This window comes from Streptomyces sp. NBC_00019 (genome assembly GCF_045041015.1).
Taxonomy (GTDB): domain Bacteria; phylum Actinomycetota; class Actinomycetes; order Streptomycetales; family Streptomycetaceae; genus Streptomyces.
Map to the genome: position 1 here is coordinate 5,661,902 of NZ_CP108302.1, position 23,340 is coordinate 5,685,241.

Here is a 23,340-nt window from a genome sequence, read left to right on the forward strand (position 1 = left end):
GACCCATGTCGATTCACGAAAATCTCCTCGGGGGACCGCCCCCGACCCACCTCCCCGACGACCCCGGGCCGCGTGAGCTGCTGGCCGCCGGTACCGCGCCCGCCGATGTCGCCGCGAAGTACCCGACGTCCTCGCTGGCCTGGGCCCAGCTGGCCGACGACGCCTTCGAGCGGGGCAGCGTCGTGGAGTCGTACGCCTACGCCCGTACGGGCTACCACCGCGGTCTGGACTCGCTGCGCCGCAACGGCTGGAAGGGCCATGGCCCGGTGCCCTGGGAACACGAGCCGAACCGCGGCTTCCTGCGCGCCCTGCACGCCCTCGCCCGCGCCGCGGGTTCGATCGGTGAGCAGGAGGAGTACGAGCGCTGCTCGCAGTTCCTGAAGGACTCCTCCCCCGCGGCGGCACAGACGCTGGGCTAGGGATGCCTCCGGTGCGGGCCCGTCTGGCGGTGACCAGGCGGGCCCCGCGCTTTTCCCGCCCCGGCGCGGCCGCATGATCGGCTGACAGGTTCTTCAACAGTTCTTCATCGGCTCCGGCCTACGGTCGGCCTGCCCGGCGCGGTCGCGGACGGGTTCGACAGGAGAGCGGGAGAACCGATGAGGACGTATCGGATACTGCCGGCCGTGGCGGCCTCGGTCGTGGTGTTCGTGGCCGGCGGTTGCGGGAGCGGTGGCGACGGGGCGGAGGTCCCGACGGCCGACGGCGGCACCGGCGTGTCGGCCTCGCAGAGCGCCGGGGACGACGTGGCCGCCTATGTGCAGGCCCGGCGGGAGTACGTGAAGTGCCTCCGGGAGAACGGCATCGACGCGCCGGACCCGGACGCCAAGGGGAACATCGACTTCGGCGGCGGCGACATTCTGCGCGCCCTGAAGAAGGACCCCAAGTTCCTGGCCGCCACCCAGAAATGCGGCAAGGACCTGCCCGCCGTGCCCGAGAGCATCGAGAAGGGCAACCAGCCCCCGCTCTCCGCCGAGCAGATCGAGGTGGAGCGCGAGTACGCCGAGTGCATGCAGAAGAACGGCGCCGCCGACTTCCCCGACCCGGGGCCCGACGGTCTGGGCCAGGGCGAATGGGACCAGACCTCGGCCGGCGCGAAGCGGGCCACCCGCATCTGCGGGCCGATCATCGGGGTTCCGGCGACTCCCGGCCCCGGCAAGGGCTGATCATGGCGGATGTCGCTGACACGGCGGACACCGCGGACACGGCCGGTGCGGTGCCGCTGCCGCCGCGCGGCGGACCGAGGCGGCGTACGGCGCTCATCGCCTCCGTCGGGGCCGTCGTCGTGACGGCCGTCGCCGTCGTCGGAGCTCTCGGGCTCGGCGGTGGCGAGGAGGAGGGCCCGAGCGCACCGCCCCGGGCCGGCTCGGTCGTCCCGGTCACCCGCGCGACGCTGACCGAACGCACCCAGGTGGACGGCCGGTTGGGATACGGCACGGAGATACCGCTGCCGGTCAGGGCGACGGGCACGGTGACCTGGCTGCCGGAGCAGGGTGCCACGGTGCGGCGCGGGGGCGTACTGCTGCGCGTCGACGACCGTCCCGTGGTGCTCCTGTACGGGAGGCTGCCCATGTACCGGGACCTGGGGCTGACCGCCACGTCCGACACGACCGATACGACGGACACGACCGTCACCGAGTCCACCGAGTCCACCGAGTCCACCGAGTCCACCGAGGCCGCGGGATCCGGGGAGGACGGTGAGCGCGCCGCACCGACCGAGCCGCCCGCGCCGACCGAGCTCAAGGGCATGGACGTCCTCCAGTTCGAGACCAACCTGGCCGCACTCGGCTACACCGGCTTCACGGTGGACGAGACGTTCACCGCCAAGACGGCCCAGGCGGTCGAGCGCTGGCAGAAGGCGCTCGGGCTGCCCGAGACCGGGACGGTCGGCATCGGTGACGTCGTCTACTCCACGGGCCGGGTGCGGATCGGCCGGCCGGGCGTCCGGCTCGGCGACGCCGCCGGAGAGAACACCCTCACCTACACCGGTACCGCCCGGAAGGTCGTCGTCGACGCCTCCGCCGCGGATGCCGCCTGGGCCGTACGCGGTACGGGGGTCCGCGTCCGGCTGCCCGACGGGAAGACCGTGAAGGGCGAGGTGGCGTCGGTGGGGAAGCAGGCGACCGCGCCCGAGGGGAGTGGCGAGGGCGACTCGGGGCAGAGCGGCGCCACGGTGCCGGTGACCGTCACCATCAGGGACCAGAAGTCCGTGGGGCGCCTGGAGAGCGGGCCCGTCACCGTCGAGTACGTGGGCCGTGAGGTCAAGGACGTCCTGGCCGTACCGGTCGCCGCGCTGGTCGCCCTCGCCGAGGGCGGGCACGGACTGGAGACCGAGCAGGGCCGGTTCGTCGCCGTACGGACGGGGCTCTTCGCCGACGGCAAGGTGGAGGTCAGCGGCCCCGCGGTCCGCGAGGGCATGAAGGTGAGGATCCCGGAGTGAGTCAACTTCCGCCCGCGGTCGTGGAGTTCGACGCGGTCTCCAAGACGTATCCCGGCCCGGTGGCCGCGGTCCGTGACGTGAGTCTGTGCATCGGGCGCGGTGAACTGGTCGGCGTGGTCGGCCCGTCGGGCTCCGGCAAGTCCAGCGTGCTCCATCTCATGGGCAGCCTCGACCGGCCCTCCACGGGCCGTGTCCTGATCGACGGTCACGACGTGGCGAAGCTGTCCGACCGCGAGGTCTCCGCACTGCGGGCCACCCGGATCGGCTTCGTCTTCCAGCAGTTCCACCTCGCGGTGGGCGTTCCGGTACTCGACTCGGTGGCGGACGGCCTGCTCTACGCGGGCGTCCCGGTGCGCCGCCGCCGGGCCAGGGCCGCGGCCGCGCTGGCCCGGGTCGGGCTCAGCCACCGCGTCCACCATCTGCCGCACCAGCTCTCCGGCGGCGAGCGGCAGCGCGTCGCGGTCGCCCGCGCGGTGGTCGGCGGACCGTCGGTCCTGCTGGCGGACGAACCCACCGGAAACCTCGACTCCGGGTCGGGAGCCGCCGTACTGGAACTGCTGCGCGAACTGCACGCGGGCGGTACGACGGTCGTGGTCATCACCCATGACCGGGAGATCGCCGCCCGGCTGCCCCGTCGTATCGAGATGCGCGACGGCCGGCTGGTCGGCGACACGCTGCGCGGCACGGCGAGCGGAGCGCACCGGTGAAGGACAGCGTGCCGAACTCCGCCCGGCGGGAACCGCTGCGCGCCGCCCGGCTCCGGCCCGCCGATGTCGTACGGCTCGGTGGGACCGGTCTGCGGACCCGTCCGCTGCGGGTCTTCCTGTCCGCGCTCGGTATCGCCATCGGCGTCGCCGCCATGATCGCGGTGGTCGGCATCTCCGGCTCCGGACAGGCGGAGGTGGACCGGCGGCTCGACGCCCTCGGTACGAACCTGCTGCGGGTCGCCCCCGGCGAGTCCCTCGCGGGAGAAAAGACCGAACTGCCGTACGAGGCCGTCTCGATGATCCGCAGGATTCCGCCGGTGCGGCAGGTCGCGGCGACCGGCGCGACCGACGCCCACGTGTACCGCAACGAGCGCATCGCCATCGGCCGCACCGGCTCACTGACCGTTCTCGCGGCCGGCCGCGAACTCCTTCCCGCCGTCGGCGGTCAGGTCCGCAGGGGCCGCTGGCTGGACTCCGCGACCGACGAGTACCCCGCCGTCGTCCTCGGCGCCACGGCCGCCCGGCGGCTCGACGTGTACACCCCGGGGACCCGTCTCTGGCTCGGCGGCCGCTGGTTCTCGCTGATCGGCGTCCTCGATCCGGTACCGCTCGCTCCGGAGCTCGACAGCGCCGCCCTGGTCGGCTGGTCGGCGGCCCGGACCTATCTCGGCTTCGAGGGCCATCCGTCGACGGTGTACGTCCGCGCCCAGGACAGCGAGGTCACCGCGGTACGGGCGGTGCTCCCCGCCACCGCCCACCCCCAGAGTCCGGGCGAGGTACGGATCTCACGGCCCTCCGACGCACTCGCCGCCCGGGAGGCCACCGAGTCCGCGCTGACCGGACTGCTGCTCGGCCTCGGCGGGGTCGCCCTGCTGGTCGGTGGCGTAGGCGTGGGCAACACCATGGTCATCTCCGTCCTGGAACGGCGTGGGGAGATCGGCCTGCGCCGCGCCCTCGGAGCGACCCGGGGCCAGATCCGCACACAGTTCGTGACGGAGTCCCTGCTGCTCTCCCTCATCGGCGGCCTGGCCGGAACGGTCCTCGGCACCCTCATCACCGCGGGCTATGCCCTCAGCCGCGACTGGCCTACGGTCGTCCCGGCCTGGGCGAGCGTGGCGGGCGTCGCCGCGACGCTGCTCATCGGCATGATCGCCGGCCTGTACCCGGCGGTCCGGGCGAGCAGGCTGGCGCCGACGGAGGCGCTGGCAGGCACGTGAGTACCGTCGGACATTCCTTGTCGCCCCTTCCTTGCCGGCGATCCCGTCGATCCCGTCGGTCCCGTACGGAACAGGAGTCACATTGAGTCCCTGCGCTGCGGCAGCCGAGGGCGGACCGCGATGAGCTTCCGGATCAGGGTTCTCGGTCTGCTCATGGTGGTCGCGCTGGCCGCCACCGCCGCCACGGCCTGGCTGACCCTGCGGCAGGCCAACCGCCAGGTGCAGTCGACCGCCGCGGCCGGCCGCCAGGAGGTCTCCCGGATCACCGGCGGACTCCACGCCTACGGATTCGCCCACGGCACCTGGGAGGGACTGTCGCCGACCGTGGCCGAGCTCGCGCGGGACACCGGTCAGCGCATCCGGGTCGCCACCGAGACCGGCAGCCTGCTCGCCGACTCCGACGCCCTGGCCGGCCGCACCCCCCGGGCGCTGAGCGGTCAGCCCGCGGTGCTGGTGGACGCGCGCCCCGTCCTGAGCGTTCCCGAGGGCAAGGTGCCCCGGATGTCGCTGAAGCAGACGGCCCTCGCGATCGCCGACTACCGCGCCGCCCTGGCGTACGCGGCCTGTCTGACGCGGGCGGGAGCCGAGGTGACGGCCCGGCCGGGCGCGACCGGTGTCCCCCGGATCAGTACGGACCGTCGCCCCTCGCAGTGCCGGGAGCCGAGCGGAACAGCGGATCCGCGGACCCAGCAGGACCTCGACGCGCTCCGGCCGTGCGAGTCCGAGCAGCCGATCGCCGCCTGCCTTCAGCGGGTGTTCAACGAGCGCGTCGGCGCCACCTCCCCACCGCGCCTGGAGATCCGCCTCGGCTTCCGGAACGAGTCACCGCCCACCCTGGCCACCGCGCCCACCGTGGCCGTCGCGGTGGGGGTCGCCCTCGCGGTCATCCTCGGCGCCCTGCTGCTGAGCCGGGCCGTACTGCATCCGGTGCGGGCCATGACACTCGCGGCGAAGGAGCTGGGCGAGGGGGACCTGGCCCGGCGGGTCCCCGTCTCCGGCCGGGACGAGATCGCACAGCTCGGCGGCGCCTTCAACCGCATGGCGGACTCCCTCCAGGCGGGCGAGGAGCGCCAGCGCCGCCTCACCGGTGACATCGCGCACGAGCTGCGCACCCCGCTGGCCAATCTGCGCGGCTATCTGGAGGCCCTGCGGGACGGTGTCGTCGAGCCGACCCCGGAACTGCTCGCCTCGCTCCACGAGGAGGCTCTGCTGCAGCAGCGGGTCGTGGACGATCTTCAGGATCTCGCCCTGGCGGAGGCCGGCGCGCTCACCTACCACCCGGTCGCGGTCGATCTGCGTGACCTCCTGGAGGCCGGCCGCACCGCCCACCGCGCCCAGGCCGAGGCGGCGGGCGTCGCGCTGGAGCTGCGGGCGCCGGGGCCCGTGATCGTGACCGCGGACCCGGACCGGCTGCGCCAGGTCGTCGGCAACCTGGTCGGCAACGCGCTGCGGGCGACCGCGGCGGGCGGGACCGTGACCCTGGCCCTGCTCCCACCGGGTCTCGCACAGGGCGAGCCGGCCGTCGCGGAGCTGGAGATCCGGGACACCGGCCGGGGGATATCGGCCGAGGACCTGCCGCATCTCTTCGACCGCTTCTGGCGGGCCGACGCCTCCCGGGGGCGGGCGACGGGCGGCAGCGGTCTGGGGCTGTCCATCGCCCGCCAGATCGTCACCGACCACCGGGGCACGATCGAGGTGCGCAGCGCGGTCGGCGTCGGCACGACCTTCCGGGTGAGCCTGCCGGCGGTACCGGACGGCGTCGGCGGTTCAGGAGCTTCAAGGGCTGCGGGGACTTCGGGGGCTGCGGGGACTCCGGGGGCTTCAGGAGCGGGCTGAGTCCGAGCCCTCCGCGAGGCGGTAGCCCCGGCCGTACACCGTTTCCAGGAGGCGTGGCCGCTGCGGGTCCGCCTCCACTTTCCGGCGCATGTTCATCATGTGGGCGTCGACGGTCCGCTCCATGACGTCCCGGTCGAAGCCGAAGACGCGCTCGATGATCTCCGCCCGGGTGAAGACCCGGCCCGGTTCCCGCGCCAGCATCTCCAGGATGGCGAACTCCTTCGCGGTCAGCGTCACCGGCCGTCCGGCGACGCGGACCTCGAAGCGCGCGGTGTCCAGCTCCACCGCACCGACGCGCAGCACCGCGGGCTCCGCGGCACCGCCGGAGTTCCTGGAGCGGCGCAGCAACGCCCGTACCCGTGCGGTCAGTTCGCGGGGGCTGTACGGCTTGGTGAGGTAGTCGTCGGCACCGAGGTCCAGGCCGAGGAGCATGTCCTCCTCGGTGATGCGGGCGGTCAGCAGCAGAATCGGGACGGCCGACTCGGTGCGCAGGATGCGGCAGACGTCGAGTCCGTCGACCAGCGGGAGCATCACGTCGAGCACGATGAGATCCGGCTTCGACGAACGGGCCCGTTCCAGCGCCGCGCGGCCGTCGGCCACGACGTGCACCGCGTTTCCCTCCCGCTCCAGGTAGATCCGGATCAGTCGGGACTGCTTCTCGTCGTCCTCGGCCACCAGAATCCGAGCGTTCAACGCTTCTCCCCCAGCACAGACCTTCCCCCGGCGCGGTCCCGCGCGCTCCAGAACCGTAGTACAGGCGGCGGCGCCGGGTCCGTCCGGTGTGATGGGGCGAACCTTGCCATTTCGCGGGACCATCGAAGAGGATGCCTGGCGGGGACCGGGGCCCCCGTGTCGGTAACGGCAGGGGCGGACCGCTACCCGGAGTACATAACAGGAGACAGCGATGTCCCACGAGGCTCATGACATTCAGGAGCCAGAGACTCCGCATCTCGACTTCGAAGGCACGACGCCGTACGAGGACTACGTCAAGGCGGACGTGCTCACCCACCTCCAGCACACCCTCTCCGACGATCCCGGAGAGATGGTCTTCCTGGTCACGACCCAGGTCATGGAGCTGTGGTTCACCGTCATCGTCCACGAGTGGGAGACCGCCGCGCGAGCGCTCCGCTCCGACGACGTGCCGGTCGCGGTCGACGCCCTGAAGCGTTCCGTACGCGAGCTGGACGCGCTGAACGCGTCCTGGAAGCCGCTCGGACAGCTCACGCCGGCCCAGTTCAACTCCTACCGTGCCGCCCTCGGCGAGGGCTCCGGCTTCCAGTCCGCGATGTACCGCCGGATGGAGTTCCTGCTCGGCGAGAAGTCCGCGTCCATGCTCGTGCCCCACCGTGGCGCGCCGCGTGTGCACGCGGAGCTGGAGAAGGCGCTGCACGAGCCGAGCCTGTACGACGAGGTGCTGCGGCTGATGGCGCGGCGCGGGCACGCCATCCCGCAGCCGGTGCTCAGCCGTGACGTGGCGCGGCGGTACGAGCCGTCGGCCGAGGTCGAGGCGGCCTGGACCGCCGTCTACTCCGGTGACGCCACGGACGAGGTCGCCCGGCTGGGCGAGGCGTTGACCGATGTCGCCGAGCTGGTGTGGCGCTGGCGCAACGACCATCTGGTGGCCACGCGGCGCGCGATGGGCGCCAAGGCGGGCACGGGCGGCTCGGCCGGGGTGGCCTGGCTGGAGAAGCGCGCGCAGAAGAACGTGTTCCCCGAGCTGTGGACGGCGCGGTCCCATGTCTGAACTCATCGTGCGTGCCGAGAAGTTGGACGCCGCCGACGAACTGGCGGCCCTGCGTGCGCAGTTCGTGCTCGACACTGTGTCTGATCAGGCGGCTGACGCCGCGGGGGTGTACCTGGACGGGAACTCGCTGGGTGCGCTGCCCGCCGCCGTCCCGGGGCGGGTCGAGGACGTCGTACGACGGCAGTGGGGTGCGTTGCGCATCCGGTCCTGGGACGAGAGCGGCTGGTGGACCGCGCCCGAGCGGATCGGCGATCTGATCGCCCCGCTGGTGGGGGCGGCGGCCGGGCAGATCGTGGTCGGTGACTCCACAAGTGTCAACGTCTTCAAGGCACTTGTGGCGGCGGTCAGGATGGCGGGGCCCGGCCGGGACGAGATCGTGGTCGACGCGACCACCTTCCCCACCGACGGGTACATCGCCGGGTCCGCGGCCCGGCTGACCGGCTGCACGCTGCGCCCCGTGACACCGGCCGAGGTGCCGGGGGCGCTGGGTGAGCGTACGGCGGCCGTGCTGCTGAACCATGTCGACTACCGCACGGGCCGGCTGCATGACCTGCCCGGGCTGACGGCGGCCGTCCACGCGGCGGGTGCCGTGGTGGTCTGGGACCTGTGCCACAGCGCGGGCGCGCTGCCGGTGGGGCTGGACGAGCACGGGGTCGACCTGGCGGTCGGCTGCACCTACAAGTACCTGAACGGCGGCCCCGGTTCACCGGCGTACCTCTATGTGCGCTCCGGTCTCCAGGACCGTTTCGACTCCCCGCTGCCCGGCTGGAACTCCCACGCGGAGCCCTTCGGGATGCGGCCCGACTACGAGGCGGCGCCGGGTGCGCTGCGCGGGCGGGTCGGTACGCCGGACATCCTGTCGATGCTGGCGCTGGAGGCGGCCCTCGAGGTGTGGGACGGCGTCTCGATCGAGGCGGTGCGCGCCAAGTCCCTCGCGCTGACGGACTTCTTCCTGGAGTGCGTGGCCGCGTACGTGCCGGTGGGGCGGGTGGAGTCGGTGACTCCGGCGGCCCACGAGGAGCGCGGCAGCCAGGTGGCGTTGCGCTGCGACGACGCCGGGGACGTGATGAAGCGGCTGATCGAGCGGGGTGTGGTCGGCGACTTCCGGTCCCCGGACGTGCTGCGGTTCGGGTTCACACCGCTGTACGTCGGGTTCGGGGACGTGGAGCGGGCAGCCCGGGTGCTGGGGGAGGTCGTGGCGTGAGGGGGTGCTGTCGCGGTTCGGCGGTCGCCGGTTGAGTGCCGGGTCGCGACAGCCTGCCGGTGCGGGGCACGCCGGTCACCTGGCGGTGGCGTACACCCCCGCCAGGGCTGCCGCGTGGGCCGCTCGGGCGGCGCGGTCGGCCGCTGCCGGGTCCGGGGGCGTTCCGGTGGTCAGCAGCGCGTAGTAGAGCGGTGCCGACACCGCTCGTACGACGGCCTCCGCGTCGGTGCCCTGCGGCAACTCCCCACGCTGTACGCCCTGTTCGACACAGGGGGCCCACTCCGCGACCCGGACGTCGTAGAAGCGGCTCAGGGCCTGTGCCGTACGTTCGTCGCAGGTGGCCGCCGCGATCACCGCGCGGAACAGGGCGCCCTGTCGGGGGTCGGCGAGAGTGCGCTGCACCAGGCGGGAGTTGGCCTGGAGGTCGCCCAGTACGGACCCGGTCTCCTCGCGCGGCAGCGACTGTTCCGCCATGTCGGCGAGCAGATCGGCGACCAGTGCGGTGACGGAGCCCCACCGTCGGTACACGGTGGTCTTGCCGACCTCCGCCCGGCGGGCGACGTCCGCGAGATCGAGATACGCGAATCCCTGCTCGGCGAGCACGTCACCGGCCGCCCGCAGCACGGCCGCACGGACACGTGCGGTACGCCCTCCGGGACGCAGGGTGCCGGGCTCGGCGGACATAACGGCCTCCTTGGTGCGCGCTGGGCTTCCGGCGCCAGAGTAACGACACAGTAGAACCGTTTAACCCTCACCGAGCGTGACATCCGCGTTGTCCGTGCACGTCACCGGCCTGGTACCGTCCCCGCCAACGGCCGAATTCTCTCCAGGTCCGCCAATCCGTCTCGTCCAAATACGTTACGTCGCTGAGAGGTTGGAGCATGCCGGACGACTCCGCAGCAGCCCGCGCCGCCGCCGAGGAGGAGTCGGCCTTCTCCCACCCGCCCGTCGACCCCGACGTCAGCGCGGCGTACGGGGACCACCCCGACCAGGTGATCGACTTCTACACACCGAAGGGTGACGTCAGCCTGGCGCCGCTCGTGATCGTGTTGCACGGGGGTGCGTGGCGCGCGCCGTACGACCGGCGCCACATCACCCCGTTCGCGGACTTCCTGACGCGGCGGGGGTTCGCGGTGGCCAACGTCGAGTACCGCAGGGGCGCGGTGCTGCCGGGACAGGGCGGGCCGGAGCCGGGCGCGGGGTCCGTCGCAGGGCCTGTCGCGGGGCGGTGGCCGGACACGTTCGACGATGTCGCGGCGGCGCTGGACGCGCTTCCCGATCTCGTACGGCGGCTCCTGCCGCAGGCCGATCCCCGGCGCATGGTGATCACCGGGCACTCGGCCGGCGGTCACCTGGCGCTGTGGGCGGCGGCCCGTCATGTGCTGCCCGCGGACGCACCGTGGCGCACGGACCGGCCCACGCCGCTGCGGGGCGTGGTGGCGCTGGCTCCGATCGCGGACTTCACGGTCGCGGGGAAGCTGGACGTGTGCGGGGGCGCCGCTCTGCAACTCGTCGGCGGGGACGCGCACTTCGGGGAGCGGCGGCCGTATGCGGACCCCGCGCTGCTGCTGCCGACCGGCATCGCGACGACGCTCGTCCAGGGGCGTTCGGATGTGGATGTGCCGGAGGCCGTCGCCGAGGCGTACGCGGACGCGGCGGCGAAGGCGGGGGAGGTGGTGGGGCTGACGTTGCTGGAGGACGTCGGTCACTTCCCGCTGATCGATCCGGCGGCGGACGCGTGTGCGGTGGTCGTGGAGGAGATCGCGCAGTTGGCGTGGTGAAGAGACCCGGCCCGGTGACGGCGCCTGCGGCGGCGCTGAGCCGGGGCTGACCCGGCACCTCTGATACCCGTAGTACCTGAGAGCTACGTCGCGAATTGGCTCCCCGGCGGGACGTGGACGACGCGGTCGGATCCGTAACTTCCCCACCAGACAAGCCCGATGGACGGGCCGTCTGGGAGGGAGGCGGCCGTGGCGTTCGCGACGGGGGTCAGGGCAGCGGCGCCGAGGGCGACCGCGCGGGTCCGACGCGGCAGCGGGCAGGAACAGCCGCGCAGCGATGAGCCGTCGCCGCCGCGCACCTCGTCGGCGACGGAGTCCGCGGAGTCCGCGAGCGCATCCGCCCCCGCCCAGCCCTCACGCCGCCGCACCCACCGATGGCGCCGAGCCGCCCTCGCCGCCCTCATCACCGGCGCCGTGGTGCTCCCCCTCTCCGCCGCGACCCACGCCGAGATCCCGGCCCCGGCCCCCGCGACCCTCGCCCCCCTGATGGCAACCACACTGGACGAGGCCTACGCGGCAAACCGTGCCAACGCCGCGGAGGCTTCCCGCATGGCCGCGGCCCACGGCGACGACGCGAGGGCCGCCGCCGACCGAGCCCTGGCGGCCCCCTCCCGGCACTTCCTCCACTTCGACGGCCGAGGCTCCGGCCAGGCCACCGAGGTCTTCGGCGACCTCGCCCACGCGGACCACATCGCCGTCCTCGTCCCCGGCTCCGACACCTCCCTCGACACCTACGACCGCTTCCACAGGGCCGCGGCCGCCCTCCACGAGCAGCTGACCCGCACCGACCCCCGCACGGCGGTCATCGCCTGGCTCGGCTACGAAACCCCGGCCACGATCAGCCCGACCGTCACCACCACCGGCCGAGCCGACCAAGCCGCCCCCCACCTGCGCGGGTTCGTGCGCCAACTCCACGGCATAGCCGGCCGGCAGGCCACCGTCTCCCTCCTCTGCCACAGCTACGGCTCGGTCGTCTGCGCCCGAACCGCCACCGACCTGGACGCGACCGACCTGGTCCTCCTCGGCAGCCCCGGCACCGGAGCCGACGACGCCGCGGGCCTGCGCACCCGCGCCCGCGTCTGGGCGGCACGCGGCAGCGACGACTGGGTGGCCGAGGTCCCGCACGTCAGGACCAACCTGTTCGGCATCACCGTCGGCTTCGGCACCGACCCCGTGTCCCCGGCCTTCGGCGCGCAGGTGTTCGCCGCGGGCGACGGCGGCCACAGCGACTACTTCACCCCGGGCTCGGTCTCCCTGACCAACCTGGCCCGGATCGTCCTGGGACACACCTCGGAGGTGACCCGTGCGTGACACGACCCCACGCTCCACAAGCGGCATACGACAGGGCTGGGCGGCCGTACGCGAGGGCGCCGCCCGCGTCGACGAGGCCACGCCCGCCGGCCGCGACCGTGCCGTGGACGCCCTGCGCGCCTTGGCGATCCTCGGCGTGGTCCTCGGCCACTGGCTGGTGACCGCCCTGGTCGCCGACGGCCGCGCCCTGCACACCGCGAGCCCGCTCCAGCACCTGCCGTGGCTCGCCCCCATCTCCTGGGCCTTCCAGACCCTCGCGGTGTTCTTCCTGGTCGGCGGCCATGTGGCGACCAAGAGCCACGCCTCGGCGCGGGCGCGTGGCACGACGTACGGCGAGTGGCTGACCGCCCGGCTGTCCCGGCTGTTCAAACCGGTCGCCGCCGTCCTCACCCTGTGGACGGTGATCGCCGCCGGCCTGCTGCTCACGGGCGCGGAGTTCGGGACGGTCCACACCCTGGTGAAGCTGGCCCTGTCGCCGCTGTGGTTCCTCGTCGTGTTCGCCGCGCTGACGGCGGCGACCCCCTTGCTGACCCGGCTGAGCCCCCTGTGGCCACTGGCCGTCGTCCTCCATGTCGACCTGCTCCGCTTCGGCCTCGGCGGCCCCTCCTGGCTCGGCTGGGTCAACGTGGCGGCGGGCTGGCTCGTCCCGTACACCCTCGGCGCGGCCTGGACCCGCGGCGAACTGGACCGCCGACGCTCGGGCTGGATCCTGCTGACCGGCGGCGCGGCGGTGACCGCCATCCTGATCGTCCGGGCCGGCTACCCGGCGTCGATGGTCGGCGTCCCCGGCGCCCCGGTCTCCAATCTGAACCCGCCCACGCTGGCCGCCGTCACCTTCGGTCTGGCCCAGTGCGGTCTGGCCCTGCTGCTGCGCGACCGGCTGCGTCGAGCGATGCGCCGCCCGACGGCCTGGGCGGCGATCGCCCTGGTGAACCTCTCCGCGATGACGATCTTCCTCTGGCACCAGACGGCTCTGATGGCGACCACGGCCACCGGCCTCCTCGCCGGCCGCCTGCCCGGACTGCACACCGTCCCGGACGGCCTCGGCTGGGTCGCCGCCCGCCTCGCCTGGCTCCCGGTGTTCGCGCTCGCGCTCGCCGTCTGCTGGACCGCGTTCCGCTCCTACGAACAGGGCGGCCGCCGGAGCCGGACTCCACGGAAGGCGAGCAGCTCACGAGTGGTCCGGGCACACCGTCCGTCCGACCGCGAGACACCGGTGGGGGTGACCCGTGTCTAGGGTGGGGCGCGTGACGGAAACGGGGATCCAGCACGTGGTCATGGGCCGTGTGCTGCGCTGGCTGCGCCTGCTGCGCGAGGACCTGTGGACCACCCGCGCGGATCCGCTGCCCCCGTCGGTGTGGCTGCGCTGGCTGCCGCACGGTCTGCTCTGCCTGGCCGCGTTCGGCGTCACGGCCGGCGCACTGCCCCAGCTCCAGGACAGCGCCGGAATGGCCTTTGGGTGGGCCTTTGTCGTCGCACTCGGCCAGGGCGGCGCGGTGGTCCTCGCGATGTGGCGGCCGATCCCGGCGTGGTGGCTGTCCCTGACGGCCACCGTGACGGGAGCCATCGCCGTGCACGGCGAACTCGGGGGGCCGGCGAGAGGCTTCACCTGGCCCTGGACGGCGGCCGGGCTCATCGCCCACCTGCTCGTGCTCCTGCTGCTCGCCCTGCGCGTCCGCACCCGGGTCGCCGTGGAGGCGCTGGCCCTGACCGCACTGGCCACCTACGCCCTGGAGGGACTGTGGGGCGGCTCGCACTATGAGTCCACCGGGGTCCTCGCGGTCGCCCTGGCCCTGGTCGTCGTCGTGCTCGGCATCGCCCTGCGCGGCCGCCGCGAGGCCCGTCAGGAACTCGTCGAGCAGACCACCCTCACCACCGAGGAGCGTGCCCGGCGCACCCTGCTGGAGGAGCGCAGCCGGATCGCCCGCGAACTGCACGACGTGGTCGCCCACCACATGTCGGTGATCTCCATCCAGGCCCAGGTCGCCCCGCACCTGGTCGAGAACCCGTCCGAGGAGCTCAAGGAGAACCTCGCCGGCATCCGGCAGAACGCGCTGGAGGCGCTCACCGAACTCCGCCGCGTCCTGGGCGTCCTGCGCTCCGAGCACCCCGACTCCCCGGACCCCGTCGAGCCCGGCACCGGCACCGCCCCGCACACCCCGCAGCCCACCCTCGACCGGCTCGACGCCCTGGTGGAGAACACCAGGGCGGCCGGACTGCGCGTCGAGGTCGACGTACGGGGCGAGCCCCGCACGCTGCCGCCCGGCCTGGAGCTGTCGGCGTACCGGATCGTGCAGGAGGCGCTCAGCAATGTTCTGCGGCACGCGCCGGGCGCGGTCGCCCATGTCGAACTCCGGTACACCGCCTACGGGTTGATCGTGGAGGTCGTCAACTCGCCGCCGACACAGGCAGCGGCGCCCTCGCCCGGCGCCGGGCACGGGCTGCTCGGCATGCGGGAACGGGTCGGGATGCTCGATGGTTCCATGACCGCACACCCTTTTCCGGACGGCGGCTACAAGGTGTTCGCGTTCCTCCCGACCGGCGATCTCAAGGACGGCACCGTATGACGAGCAGCCCCATCCGCGTACTCATCGCCGACGACCAGCAGATGGTCCGGCAGGGCTTCACCGTGCTGCTCAACACCCAGCCGGACATCGACGTGGTCGGCCAGGCGGTCGACGGTCTGGACGCCGTGGCGAGGGTCGCCGAACTCGCCCCGGACGTCGTGCTGATGGACATCCGCATGCCCGAGCTCGGCGGCATCGAGGCCACCCGCCGCATCACCGAGGCGACCCCCGAGATCAGGGTGCTCGTGCTGACCACCTTCGACCTCGACGAGTACGTCTACGAGGCACTGCGCGCCGGTGCCTCCGGCTTCCTCCTGAAGGACGCCTCCGCGGACCAGCTGGCCGAGGCGGTCCGGGTGGTGGCGGCCGGCGACGCCCTCCTCGCGCCCGGCATCACCCGGCGCCTGATCACCGAGTTCTCCCGCCTCGGCGACCGCCCCCGCGGTCCGCTCAAGGAACGCGTCGGCGACCTGACCGAGCGCGAGACGGAGGTCCTGGCGCTCATCGCGGCGGGCCTGTCGAACGCGGAGATCGCCGCGCGGCTGGTGGTGGCGGAGCAGACGGTGAAGACCCATGTGGGGCGGATCCTGGTGAAGCTGGGGCTGCGGGACCGTACGCAGGCGGCGGTGTTCGCGTACGAGTCGGGGCTGGTGCGGCCGTCGGGGTACTGAGCGCACGGCAGCGGGCCGTCCCGGTCACGGGCCCGGGCAGGACCCGTAGTACCTGAGACGGATCCCGAAGGACCCCTCTCACTGGTGACGACCGCGGCCCCCGCCTCCGCCTACGGTTCTGTATGTGACCGAGACGACCCACATGCAGACGCCGCCACCGGGGGACGGGGCCAAGCCGCGCAGCCCGGAGTACCGGCTGGCCGCGAACGCCCTGCGCGGGCTGCGGCAGGACCTGTTCCACGACGCCTTCGCCTACCGCCCGCTGCCCCGGATGCGGGTCGACGGGCCGCTGACCCGGCGGCTGCCCGGCCGCCTGCGCGAGTACGTGGCCTGGACACCGCACGCCGTGATCACCACGATCGCCGTGATCACCCTGCTCATGGCCACGGTCGACACCGGCGACGCGGCCCTCCTGCTCGGTCCGCTCGCCGTGCTCCCGATCCTGCTGAGCATGCTCCGGCCGGTCGGAGCGTTCTGGCTGTCCATGGCAGCCACTCCGGTCAGCCAGGTCTTCGGCAACACCTATGACGGCTACCCCTGGCTGCCCGCCGGCTTCGCCTGCCACCTGACCGTGCTGACGGTCGTGGCCATACGCACCAGACCGCGCACGGCCGCCTACCTGTGGGCCGTCACCGCGGCGTACGGCTTCGTGGCGGACGTGGCCTTCGGACCGGCTTCCTACTACGGCGACGACACCGCCCCCATGCTGGTCTTCTCCGCACTGATCCTGCTCGTCGTCGCCGTCTGGCACACCCGCAGGGAGGCCCGGCAGGAGGTGACCGCGCAGCAGACGGTGACCGCGCAGGAGCGCTCCAAGCGCACCCTGCTGGAGGAGCGCACCACCATCGCCCGCGAGCTGCACGACGTGGTCGCCCACCACATGTCGGTCGTCGCCATCCAGGCCGAGGCCGCGCCCTACCGGGTGGAGAACCCGCCGCCGGAGCTGGAGCGGGCGTTCGCGACGATCCGGGAGAACGCGGTGGCGGCGCTCACCGAACTCCGCCGCGTCCTGGGCGTGGTCCGCGCCGAGGACTACGAGGCCCCGGACGCCCCGCAGCCCACCCTCGCCGACCTCGACGTGCTGCTCGCCAATGTGCGGGACACCGGCCTGAGCGTGGAGAAGACGGTGACCGGGGCGGTGCGTGAACTGCCGCAGGGCGTCGAGCTGTCGGCGTACCGAATAGTCCAGGAGGCCCTGAGCAACACCCTGCGCCACGCGCCCGGCGCGAGCGCCCGTGTGGAGATCGGCTATGTCCTGGGCGGTCTGGGCCTGCGCATAGTCAACGACCCGCCGCCCGCGCGGGCGCTGCTGAAGCCCTCGCCCGGCGCCGGGCACGGCATCACGGGCATGCGGGAGCGGGTGTCGATGCTGAACGGCGAGATGACGGCGGTCCCGACGGACGACGGAGGTTACGAGGTGACGGTGTTCCTCCCCGTCGCCCTGGCGAGCGAAGGTGAGGCATGAGGCAGGGCAGCATCCGCGTGCTGATCGCGGACGACCAGATGATGGTGCGCGAGGGCTTCTCCGTCCTGCTCAACGCGATGCCGGACATCGAGGTCGTCGGCGAGGCGGTCAACGGCCGCGAGGCGGTGGACCGGGTCCGTGAACTCGCCCCGGACGTCGTGCTGATGGACATCCGCATGCCCGAGCTGAACGGCATCGAGGCGACGAGAGAGATCGTCGCGGCGGACGGTGCGGCGAAGGTGCTGGTGCTGACGACGTTCGACCTGGACGAGTACGTGTACCAGGCGCTTCGGGCGGGCGCCTCGGGCTTCCTGCTCAAGGACGCCTCGGCCCGTCAACTGGCGGATGGCGTGCGGGTGGTGGCCTCCGGCGAGGCTCTGCTGGCCCCCTCGGTCACCAAGCGCCTGATCACCGAGTTCTCCAAGCTGTCCGAGGGGCCGCGACTGATGTCGGGCGCCCAGGCGGCCTACGGCGAACTGACCGAACGGGAGACAGAGGTACTGGTCCTGATCGCCCAGGGCCTGTCCAACGCGGAGATGGCCGAGCGTTTGGTGGTGGCCGAGTCGACGATCAAGACCCACGTCAGCCGGATCTTGGTGAAGCTGGGGCTGAGGGACCGGACACAGGCAGCGGTGTTCGCGTACGAGGCACGGTTGGTGAAGCCGGGATAGGGCGCCCTACTGCGAGATCGGATCGCCCTACCCCGGCAGCTTTGAGGTCTGTCGCAGTGCCCTGGATGTTCGCGGTGCGGAAGACAGCCTTACGCAGGGCGGCGGTGCGGGGAACCTGCACAGTTGTAGGTATCCCGGCGCCTGGGGCCAGGAGACAGTCAGGTGTGCCTGACCGGACCTGAGCCCACCTGGGCGAAACGAGGAGCTGATTCCTTGTGCGTGTTCGACTGAAGAGCAGGACGACCAAGCGGGTGGCCGTCATGGCGACGGCGGCCGCTGCCCTCGCCACCGCCACGCTGGCCACGGCGCCGGCCGCCTCGGCCTACGACTACAACGGATGCGGCTGGCCCCGTGTCTGCTTCTACCTCACCGACAGCGACTGGAGCGCCGGCGACTCCACGGCGGCGTACCAGGACGTCACCAGTTCCTACCAGACCCTGGGCTCCGCCAGCCGAGGCGCCAACTATGTCCGCAACACCCGCAACGACGACCGCGCCTACCTGCGTTACATCAACGACTCGGTGACGTACTACGTCTGTCTGGCGCCGAACAGCACCTACCACTTCGGATCCTCATCCATGGTGACCGGCGTCCGCATCGACACGGCCTCCAGCTGCTGACAACCGTCACGCCGAGGCCAGTTCGCACCGGCCCCAGAGGCTGGCACAGGCGCATCCCAGGCCCCGATCCGCAGTACGCCGTCCGACCAGCGGACGCGTAGGGCGGCGGGGCCTTTGGTGTTGCCCTGCTGAATTCGACATCGACGCAGAAACGCAGTTGGAGCGGCTCCGTGCGCTCTTGCATAGGGTGACTGTGATGAACTGGCGAAAATCCACCTCCTTCCCCACCCCCGCCTTCACCGCCCTCATCTCCCACCTGAAGGGCCGCCCCTCATGGAACAGCGAGTCACCCTGATCACCCTCGGCGTCTCCGACCTCGCCCGGTCCAAGGCCTTCTACGAAGCCCTCGGCTGGCAGGGCCAGGAAGTCCAGGAGACGGTCTTTTTCCAGGCGGGCGGCCTGGGACTGGTCCTGTGGGGCCGGGACAAGCTCGCCGAGGACTGTGGGCTGGAGCCCGGAAAGACACAGGGCTTCGGCGGGATCGCCCTCGCGCACAACGTGCGGTCCGAGGCCGAGGTCGATGAACTGCTCGCCACCGTTCGAGCCGCCGGCGGCACCGTCACCAAGCCCGCCGCGGTCAACGCCATCGGCTTCTACTCCTCCGCCTTCACCGACCCCGACGGCCACGCCTGGGAGATCGCCCACAACCCCGGCTTCCCCCTCGCCGAGGACGGCACGGTCACCCTTCCCGACTTCGGCGGGGCCCCTTAGACCAGCCCCTTCTCCTCGGCCCGTTCGTGTTCCGCTGTAGCGGTTCCGCGCTCCAGGCTCCGGATCCAGCGGTACACCTCGCCGCGTGAGACGAGCAGTGCGGCTTCCGCCTGGAACGCGGCGGCGGTCAGGGCAGGTGGTACGCGGCCCGCCGAGGTTCGCGCAGCAACCGCACGTGCTCGGCGCGGAGCTGTGTCCGAGCCCGACCACGGCCCGATAACCCGGTCGCCAGAGCGGCACCGCCGGTGCCCGGCGCCCCCACGGCCGCGCCGGGCAGCGCCGGTCTCGGCATCGCCCCGCTGAGACACCCCTGGTCAGAAGGGGGAAGGTCGGGCTAGCGTCCCGGCATGGCAGCCTTCGACCCGTGGGACCCGGACTTCCTCGCCGACCCGTACCCCGCTTACGCCGACCTGCGCGCCAGGGGGCGTGTCCAGTACTACGAGCCCACGAACCAGTGGCTCGTCCCGCAGCACGCCGACGTCTCGGCGCTGCTGCGGGAACGGCGGCTCGGGCGGACGTATCAGCACCGGTTCACGCACGAGGACTTCGCGCGGACGGCGCCCCCGGCGGAACACGAGCCGTTCCACACGCTCAACGACCACGGCATGCTCGACCTGGAGCCCCCGGACCACACCCGCATCCGCCGCCTGGTCTCGAAGGCCTTCACCCCGCGCACGGTGGAGCAGCTCAAGCCGTACGTCACCCAGCTGGCCGGAGAGCTCGTCAACGGGCTGGTCGAGAAGGGCGGCGGTGACCTGCTCACCGATGTCGCCGAGCCGCTGCCCGTCGCCGTGATCGCAGAGATGCTCGGCATCCCGGAGGCCGACCGGGCTCCGCTGCGCCCCTGGTCCGCCGACATCTGCGGGATGTACGAGCTCAACCCGCCCGAGGACGTCGCCGCGAGAGCCGTACGCGCCTCCGTCGAGTTCTCCGACTACCTGCGCGAGCTCATCGCCGAGCGGCGTGAGAACCCCGGCGACGATCTGATCTCCGGGCTCATCGCCGCCCACGACGAGGGCGACCGGCTCACCGAGCAGGAGATGATCTCGACCTGCGTCCTGCTGCTCAACGCGGGGCACGAGGCCACGGTCAACGCCACCGTCAACGGCTGGTACGCCCTCTTCCACAACCCCGACCAGCTCGCGGCCCTCCGCGCGGACCACACCCTGGTCCCGTCCGCGATCGAAGAGCTCATGCGCCACGACACCCCGCTCCAGCTCTTCGAGCGCTGGGTGCTGGACGACATCGAGATCGACGGGACCACGATCCCGAGGGGTGCGGAGGTCGCGATGCTCTTCGGCTCCGCCAACCACGATCCGGCTGTCTTCCAGGCCCCCGAGAAGCTCGACCTCACCCGCAAGGACAACCCGCACATCTCCTTCAGCGCCGGTATCCACTACTGCATCGGTGCCCCGCTGGCCCGTATCGAGCTGGCGGCCTCGATGACGGCGTTGCTGGAGAAGGCGCCGGCACTCGCTCTCGCCGCCGAGCCGGAGCGGAAGCCGAACTTCGTGATCAGGGGGCTGGAAGGGCTAGCCGTGGAGGTCTGACCGTCGGCCCACCAGATACGCGATCACGACGGAGACGAGCGCCGGCAGGAGCGCTCCGGTGAGGGCGACGAGGGGGAGCTCGACGAGGACGGCGCCGTAGTCGGTGCCCTCGCCCTCGAAGCCGCCGCCCAGATGACGTTCGGTGCGGGGCGAGGCGGCCCACACGAGGGTCGCCACCAGCGCGCCCACCGCCGACAGCAGACAGCCCCCGCACGTCACCGCGTTCCGTCGGTCCCGGGGGTCCGGTCGATGTCCCATGCACGGAGGGACGCGCCTCGCTCCTCCTGCGGTTCTCACAGGAGGAGCGAGGCCCCGGTCCCCCCGCCCGTCACGTCGTCATGTCCCGCCTCCGCAACCCCGCCAGCCCAGCGGCCACCAGCACCACCGACAGCCCGACCAGCACCAGCACCGGCCCCCAACTCATCTCCCCACCGGGCAACTTCGGCAGATGCCCGAACGGCGACACATCCAGCACCGCCTGCGGAGCGTCCAGCGCCGGACCGACCCAGCCGATGAGCAGGACCGCGCCCGCGACGCCCCACGCCGCCGGTGCCAGACGCGGCAGCAGCCCGTACAGCGCGACCGCCAGCCCGCCGATCACCCACACCGCGGCCACCTGGACCAGGCACGCCCCGAGGATGGGCCCGACCTCCCGGCCGTAGCCCACGGCGAAGCCCAGACCGGTGAGCAGCATGATCAGCACCACCCCGCCGAAAGCCACGGTCAGGTGGCCGGCGGCCCACCGCATCCGGCTCACCGAGTTCGCCAGTACCGGCTCCGCGCGGCCCGACGTCTCCTCGCCGTGCAGCCGCAGCACCGAACCGACCACGTACAAGGCCGCGATCAGGCCCATCATGCCGACCATCGACGTCAGGAACGCGTCCGTCAGACCGCTCTGGCCGCCCATCCGCTCGAAGATCTCGCGGGCGCCGGCGTTGTCGCCGACCAGGTCGGCCACGCCGTCCGTCAAGCCGCCGTAGACGACGCCGACGAGGAAGAAGGCGAGGCTCCAGCCGTACACACTGCCCCGCTGCAACCGCCAGGCCAGCGCGCCCGCACTGCCCAGACGGCCCGCAGCCGGTCCCGGGCGGGTCGGCAGGAAGCTCATGCCCACGTCCCGGCGGCCCGTCAACCCGTAGGCCACCGCCCCCTGCACGGCCACCGCCGCGGCGAACAGCGCCAGGACCCACCAGCGTTCGCCGGCGTACGGGCGCAGGTTCTCCAGCCAGCCCAGCGGGGAGAGCCAGGTCAGGACCGAACTGCCGTCGTCCGTCGCCGAGTCGCCCGCCGCGCGCAGGACGAAGGCCGCACCCAGCACCCCGGCCGTCAGGCCGCGCGCCAGCCGCGCGCTCTCCGTCAGCTGCGCGACGATCGCGGCCATCGTGGCGAAGACCATGCCGACGCAGGCGATCCCGAGTCCGAGAGCCAGGGCCCCGGTGAAGCCCTGTCCGGCCAGGCCCGCCGTCACCAGCAGTGCGAGTACGCCGTTCGCGACCCCCGCCGCGAGCAGCGCCGCCGTCAGGGACGCCCTGCGGCCCACCGTCCCGGACGACACCAGCTCCTGGCGGCCGCTCTCCTCCTCGTCCCGGGTGTGCCGTACGACGATCAGCAGGCTCATCACAGCCGCGAGCAGGCCCGCGTAGACGCCGACGCGCCAGGCCGTCAGGGCGCCCAGCGAGGTGTCGAAGACCGGTCCGATCAGCGCCCGGAAGGAGGCGTTGGTCGCCACCTGGTGGACGAGGTCGGTGCGTTCCGCCGGGGTGCCGTACAGGTTCTTCAGGCTGCTCGGCATGGAGAGCACCATCAGCGCGTTCACCGCGACCCAGACCGGGACCATCACCCGGTCGCGGCGCAGGGAGAAGCGCAGCAGCACACCCGTGCCCGCGAGGGTGCTCATCGGGCCGTCGCCTCTTCCTCCTGGTAGTGGCGCAGGAACAGCTCCTCCAGCGTGGGCGGGGTCGAGGTCAGGGACCGTACGCCGGTCTCGCTCAACGACCGCAGCACGGCGTCGAATTTGTCGGTCTCGACCTGGAGCCGGACGCGATGTCCCTGACCCCTTTCCATGGTCTGGACGTCGAGATCGTGCACGCCCGGCAGATGCGCCAACCCGTTGGGCGGGCCCGCGAGTTCGGCCGTCACGCTGGTGCGGGTGAGGTGGCGCAGCTCGGTCAGGGAGCCGGACTCCACCGTGCGCCCGCGCCGGATGATGCTGACCCGGTCGCACAGCTCCTCGACCTCGCTCAGGATGTGGGACGAGAGCAGGACGGTCCGCCCCCGGTCCCGCTCCTCCTCCACGCACCGCTGGAAGACCTCCTCCATCAGCGGGTCGAGGCCCGACGTCGGCTCGTCCAGGATCAGCAGGTCCACGTCCGAGGCGAACGCGGCGACGAGGGCGACCTTCTGGCGGTTGCCCTTCGAGTAGGTGCGGCCCTTCTTGGTGGGGTCCAGCTCGAAGCGTTCGAGCAGCTCGGCGCGGCGCCCCGCGTGAAGACCGCCGCGCAGCCGGCCGTAGAGGTCGATGACCTCGCCGCCGGAGAGATTGCGCCACAGCGTGACGTCCCCGGGGACGTACGCGATCCGGCGGTGCACCTCGACCGCGTCCGCCCACGGGTCGCGGCCGAGCACCTGCGTGGCGCCGGAGTCGGCGCGCAGCAGGCCGAGCAGGACGCGGATGGTGGTGGACTTGCCGGCGCCGTTCGGGCCGAGGAAGCCGTGGACCTCGCCCGCTTCCACGTCCAGGTCGAGCCCGTCCAGCGCGTGTGTCCTGCCGAACGACTTGTGGAGCCCCGAGACGCTGATTGCCTTCGTCATGTTTCCGAACGTACGCTTTCTTCAGGAATTTGTGAAG

The 23,340-nt window shown here is 72.4% G+C and carries 23 protein-coding genes and 1 pseudogene; 18 read left to right on the forward strand and 6 right to left on the reverse strand.

Annotated elements, in window-relative coordinates:
- Positions 1-5 precede the first annotated feature (5 nt).
- The 6 genes from OHU89_RS26705 to OHU89_RS26730 all read left to right on the forward strand — a co-directional run bounded on the left by OHU89_RS26705 (position 6) and on the right by OHU89_RS26730 (position 6,197).
- Positions 6-419: a DUF3151 domain-containing protein gene (locus OHU89_RS26705; protein WP_405646421.1), complete on the forward strand. Its 414-nt coding sequence runs from the start codon at positions 6-8 to the stop codon at positions 417-419.
- Positions 420-596: 177 nt separating this feature from the next.
- Positions 597-1,163 (forward strand): hypothetical protein, encoded by a 567-nt coding sequence (locus tag OHU89_RS26710; RefSeq protein ID WP_405646422.1) that lies wholly within the window; start codon positions 597-599, stop codon positions 1,161-1,163.
- 2 nt (positions 1,164-1,165) lie between these two features.
- Positions 1,166-2,437, forward strand: coding sequence for a peptidoglycan-binding protein (locus OHU89_RS26715; protein ID WP_405646424.1), 1,272 nt, complete (start codon positions 1,166-1,168; stop codon positions 2,435-2,437).
- Positions 2,434-3,144 (forward strand): ABC transporter ATP-binding protein, encoded by a 711-nt coding sequence (locus tag OHU89_RS26720; protein WP_405646426.1) that lies wholly within the window; start codon positions 2,434-2,436, stop codon positions 3,142-3,144. The genes OHU89_RS26715 and OHU89_RS26720 overlap by 4 nt, the downstream gene beginning before the upstream one ends.
- The gene (locus OHU89_RS26725) at positions 3,141-4,361 is read left to right on the forward strand and encodes an ABC transporter permease (RefSeq protein WP_405646428.1); all 1,221 of its coding nucleotides are present in this window, start codon (positions 3,141-3,143) and stop codon (positions 4,359-4,361) included. The genes OHU89_RS26720 and OHU89_RS26725 overlap by 4 nt, the downstream gene beginning before the upstream one ends.
- Before the next feature lie 120 nt (positions 4,362-4,481).
- The gene (locus tag OHU89_RS26730; protein WP_405646430.1) at positions 4,482-6,197 is read left to right on the forward strand and encodes a sensor histidine kinase; all 1,716 of its coding nucleotides are present in this window, start codon (positions 4,482-4,484) and stop codon (positions 6,195-6,197) included.
- Here the strand turns inward: OHU89_RS26730 and OHU89_RS26735 are convergent.
- On the reverse strand, positions 6,183-6,890 hold the full coding sequence (locus OHU89_RS26735) for a response regulator transcription factor (protein WP_405646432.1): 708 nt from the start codon (positions 6,888-6,890) through the stop codon (positions 6,183-6,185). The two genes, OHU89_RS26730 and OHU89_RS26735, sit on opposite strands and share 15 nt — an antisense overlap.
- Positions 6,891-7,101: 211 nt before the next feature.
- Here OHU89_RS26735 and OHU89_RS26740 point away from each other — a divergent pair, with 211 nt between their 5' ends.
- Both OHU89_RS26740 and kynU read left to right on the forward strand, forming a co-directional pair.
- A complete protein-coding gene (locus OHU89_RS26740; protein WP_266889583.1) occupies positions 7,102-7,941 on the forward strand; it encodes a tryptophan 2,3-dioxygenase family protein in 840 nt (279 codons plus the stop codon).
- Entirely contained in the window at positions 7,934-9,145 is a 1,212-nt protein-coding gene (kynU, locus tag OHU89_RS26745) for a kynureninase (protein WP_405646433.1), read from the forward strand. Before OHU89_RS26740 ends, kynU begins: the two co-directional genes overlap by 8 nt.
- A 75-nt stretch (positions 9,146-9,220) precedes the next feature.
- Here the strand turns inward: kynU and OHU89_RS26750 are convergent, their stop codons facing one another.
- Positions 9,221-9,829 (reverse strand): TetR/AcrR family transcriptional regulator, encoded by a 609-nt coding sequence (locus OHU89_RS26750; protein WP_266889578.1) that lies wholly within the window; start codon positions 9,827-9,829, stop codon positions 9,221-9,223.
- Positions 9,830-10,026: 197 nt separating this feature from the next.
- On the opposite strand from OHU89_RS26750, the gene OHU89_RS26755 reads away from it, so the two are divergent.
- From OHU89_RS26755 to OHU89_RS26790, 8 genes are all read left to right on the forward strand, one after another.
- Positions 10,027-10,926, forward strand: coding sequence for an alpha/beta hydrolase (locus OHU89_RS26755; RefSeq protein ID WP_405646435.1), 900 nt, complete (start codon positions 10,027-10,029; stop codon positions 10,924-10,926).
- A 189-nt stretch (positions 10,927-11,115) separates the two neighbouring features.
- Positions 11,116-12,237 (forward strand): alpha/beta hydrolase, encoded by a 1,122-nt coding sequence (locus tag OHU89_RS26760; protein ID WP_405646437.1) that lies wholly within the window; start codon positions 11,116-11,118, stop codon positions 12,235-12,237.
- The gene (locus OHU89_RS26765; RefSeq protein WP_405646439.1) at positions 12,230-13,474 is read left to right on the forward strand and encodes an acyltransferase; all 1,245 of its coding nucleotides are present in this window, start codon (positions 12,230-12,232) and stop codon (positions 13,472-13,474) included. The genes OHU89_RS26760 and OHU89_RS26765 overlap by 8 nt, the downstream gene beginning before the upstream one ends.
- Positions 13,467-14,804 (forward strand): sensor histidine kinase, encoded by a 1,338-nt coding sequence (locus tag OHU89_RS26770; protein WP_405646441.1) that lies wholly within the window; start codon positions 13,467-13,469, stop codon positions 14,802-14,804. The genes OHU89_RS26765 and OHU89_RS26770 overlap by 8 nt, the downstream gene beginning before the upstream one ends.
- Positions 14,801-15,475: a response regulator transcription factor gene (locus OHU89_RS26775; protein ID WP_046262301.1), complete on the forward strand. Its 675-nt coding sequence runs from the start codon at positions 14,801-14,803 to the stop codon at positions 15,473-15,475. The genes OHU89_RS26770 and OHU89_RS26775 overlap by 4 nt, the downstream gene beginning before the upstream one ends.
- Positions 15,476-15,599: 124 nt before the next feature.
- Complete coding sequence (locus tag OHU89_RS26780) at positions 15,600-16,940, forward strand: sensor histidine kinase (protein WP_405646442.1); 1,341 nt, start codon at positions 15,600-15,602, stop codon at positions 16,938-16,940.
- Entirely contained in the window at positions 16,937-17,611 is a 675-nt protein-coding gene (locus tag OHU89_RS26785) for a response regulator (RefSeq protein ID WP_405646444.1), read from the forward strand. Before OHU89_RS26780 ends, OHU89_RS26785 begins: the two co-directional genes overlap by 4 nt.
- Before the next feature lie 215 nt (positions 17,612-17,826).
- Positions 17,827-18,231, forward strand: a complete 405-nt coding sequence (locus tag OHU89_RS26790) for a hypothetical protein (protein ID WP_405646446.1) — start codon at positions 17,827-17,829, stop codon at positions 18,229-18,231.
- Between the two features lie 50 nt (positions 18,232-18,281).
- Here OHU89_RS26790 and OHU89_RS26795 read toward each other — a convergent pair.
- A pseudogene (locus OHU89_RS26795) lies at positions 18,282-18,353 on the reverse strand (ATP-binding protein); the annotation flags it as partial.
- Between the two features lie 151 nt (positions 18,354-18,504).
- Here OHU89_RS26795 and OHU89_RS26800 point away from each other — a divergent pair.
- Both OHU89_RS26800 and OHU89_RS26805 read left to right on the forward strand, forming a co-directional pair.
- The gene (locus OHU89_RS26800; protein ID WP_266889561.1) at positions 18,505-18,942 is read left to right on the forward strand and encodes a VOC family protein; all 438 of its coding nucleotides are present in this window, start codon (positions 18,505-18,507) and stop codon (positions 18,940-18,942) included.
- Between the two features lie 347 nt (positions 18,943-19,289).
- On the forward strand, positions 19,290-20,492 hold the full coding sequence (locus OHU89_RS26805) for a cytochrome P450 (protein WP_405646448.1): 1,203 nt from the start codon (positions 19,290-19,292) through the stop codon (positions 20,490-20,492).
- Here OHU89_RS26805 and OHU89_RS26810 read toward each other — a convergent pair.
- From OHU89_RS26810 to OHU89_RS26820, 3 genes are all read right to left on the reverse strand, one after another.
- Positions 20,475-20,750, reverse strand: coding sequence for a hypothetical protein (locus OHU89_RS26810; RefSeq protein WP_405646450.1), 276 nt, complete (start codon positions 20,748-20,750; stop codon positions 20,475-20,477). The genes OHU89_RS26805 and OHU89_RS26810 overlap by 18 nt on opposite strands.
- 70 nt (positions 20,751-20,820) lie before the next feature.
- Complete coding sequence (locus OHU89_RS26815) at positions 20,821-22,389, reverse strand: ABC transporter permease (protein WP_405646452.1); 1,569 nt, start codon at positions 22,387-22,389, stop codon at positions 20,821-20,823.
- Positions 22,386-23,303 (reverse strand): ATP-binding cassette domain-containing protein, encoded by a 918-nt coding sequence (locus tag OHU89_RS26820; RefSeq protein WP_405646454.1) that lies wholly within the window; start codon positions 23,301-23,303, stop codon positions 22,386-22,388. The genes OHU89_RS26815 and OHU89_RS26820 overlap by 4 nt, the downstream gene beginning before the upstream one ends.
- Between the last annotated feature and the right edge of the window lie 37 nt (positions 23,304-23,340).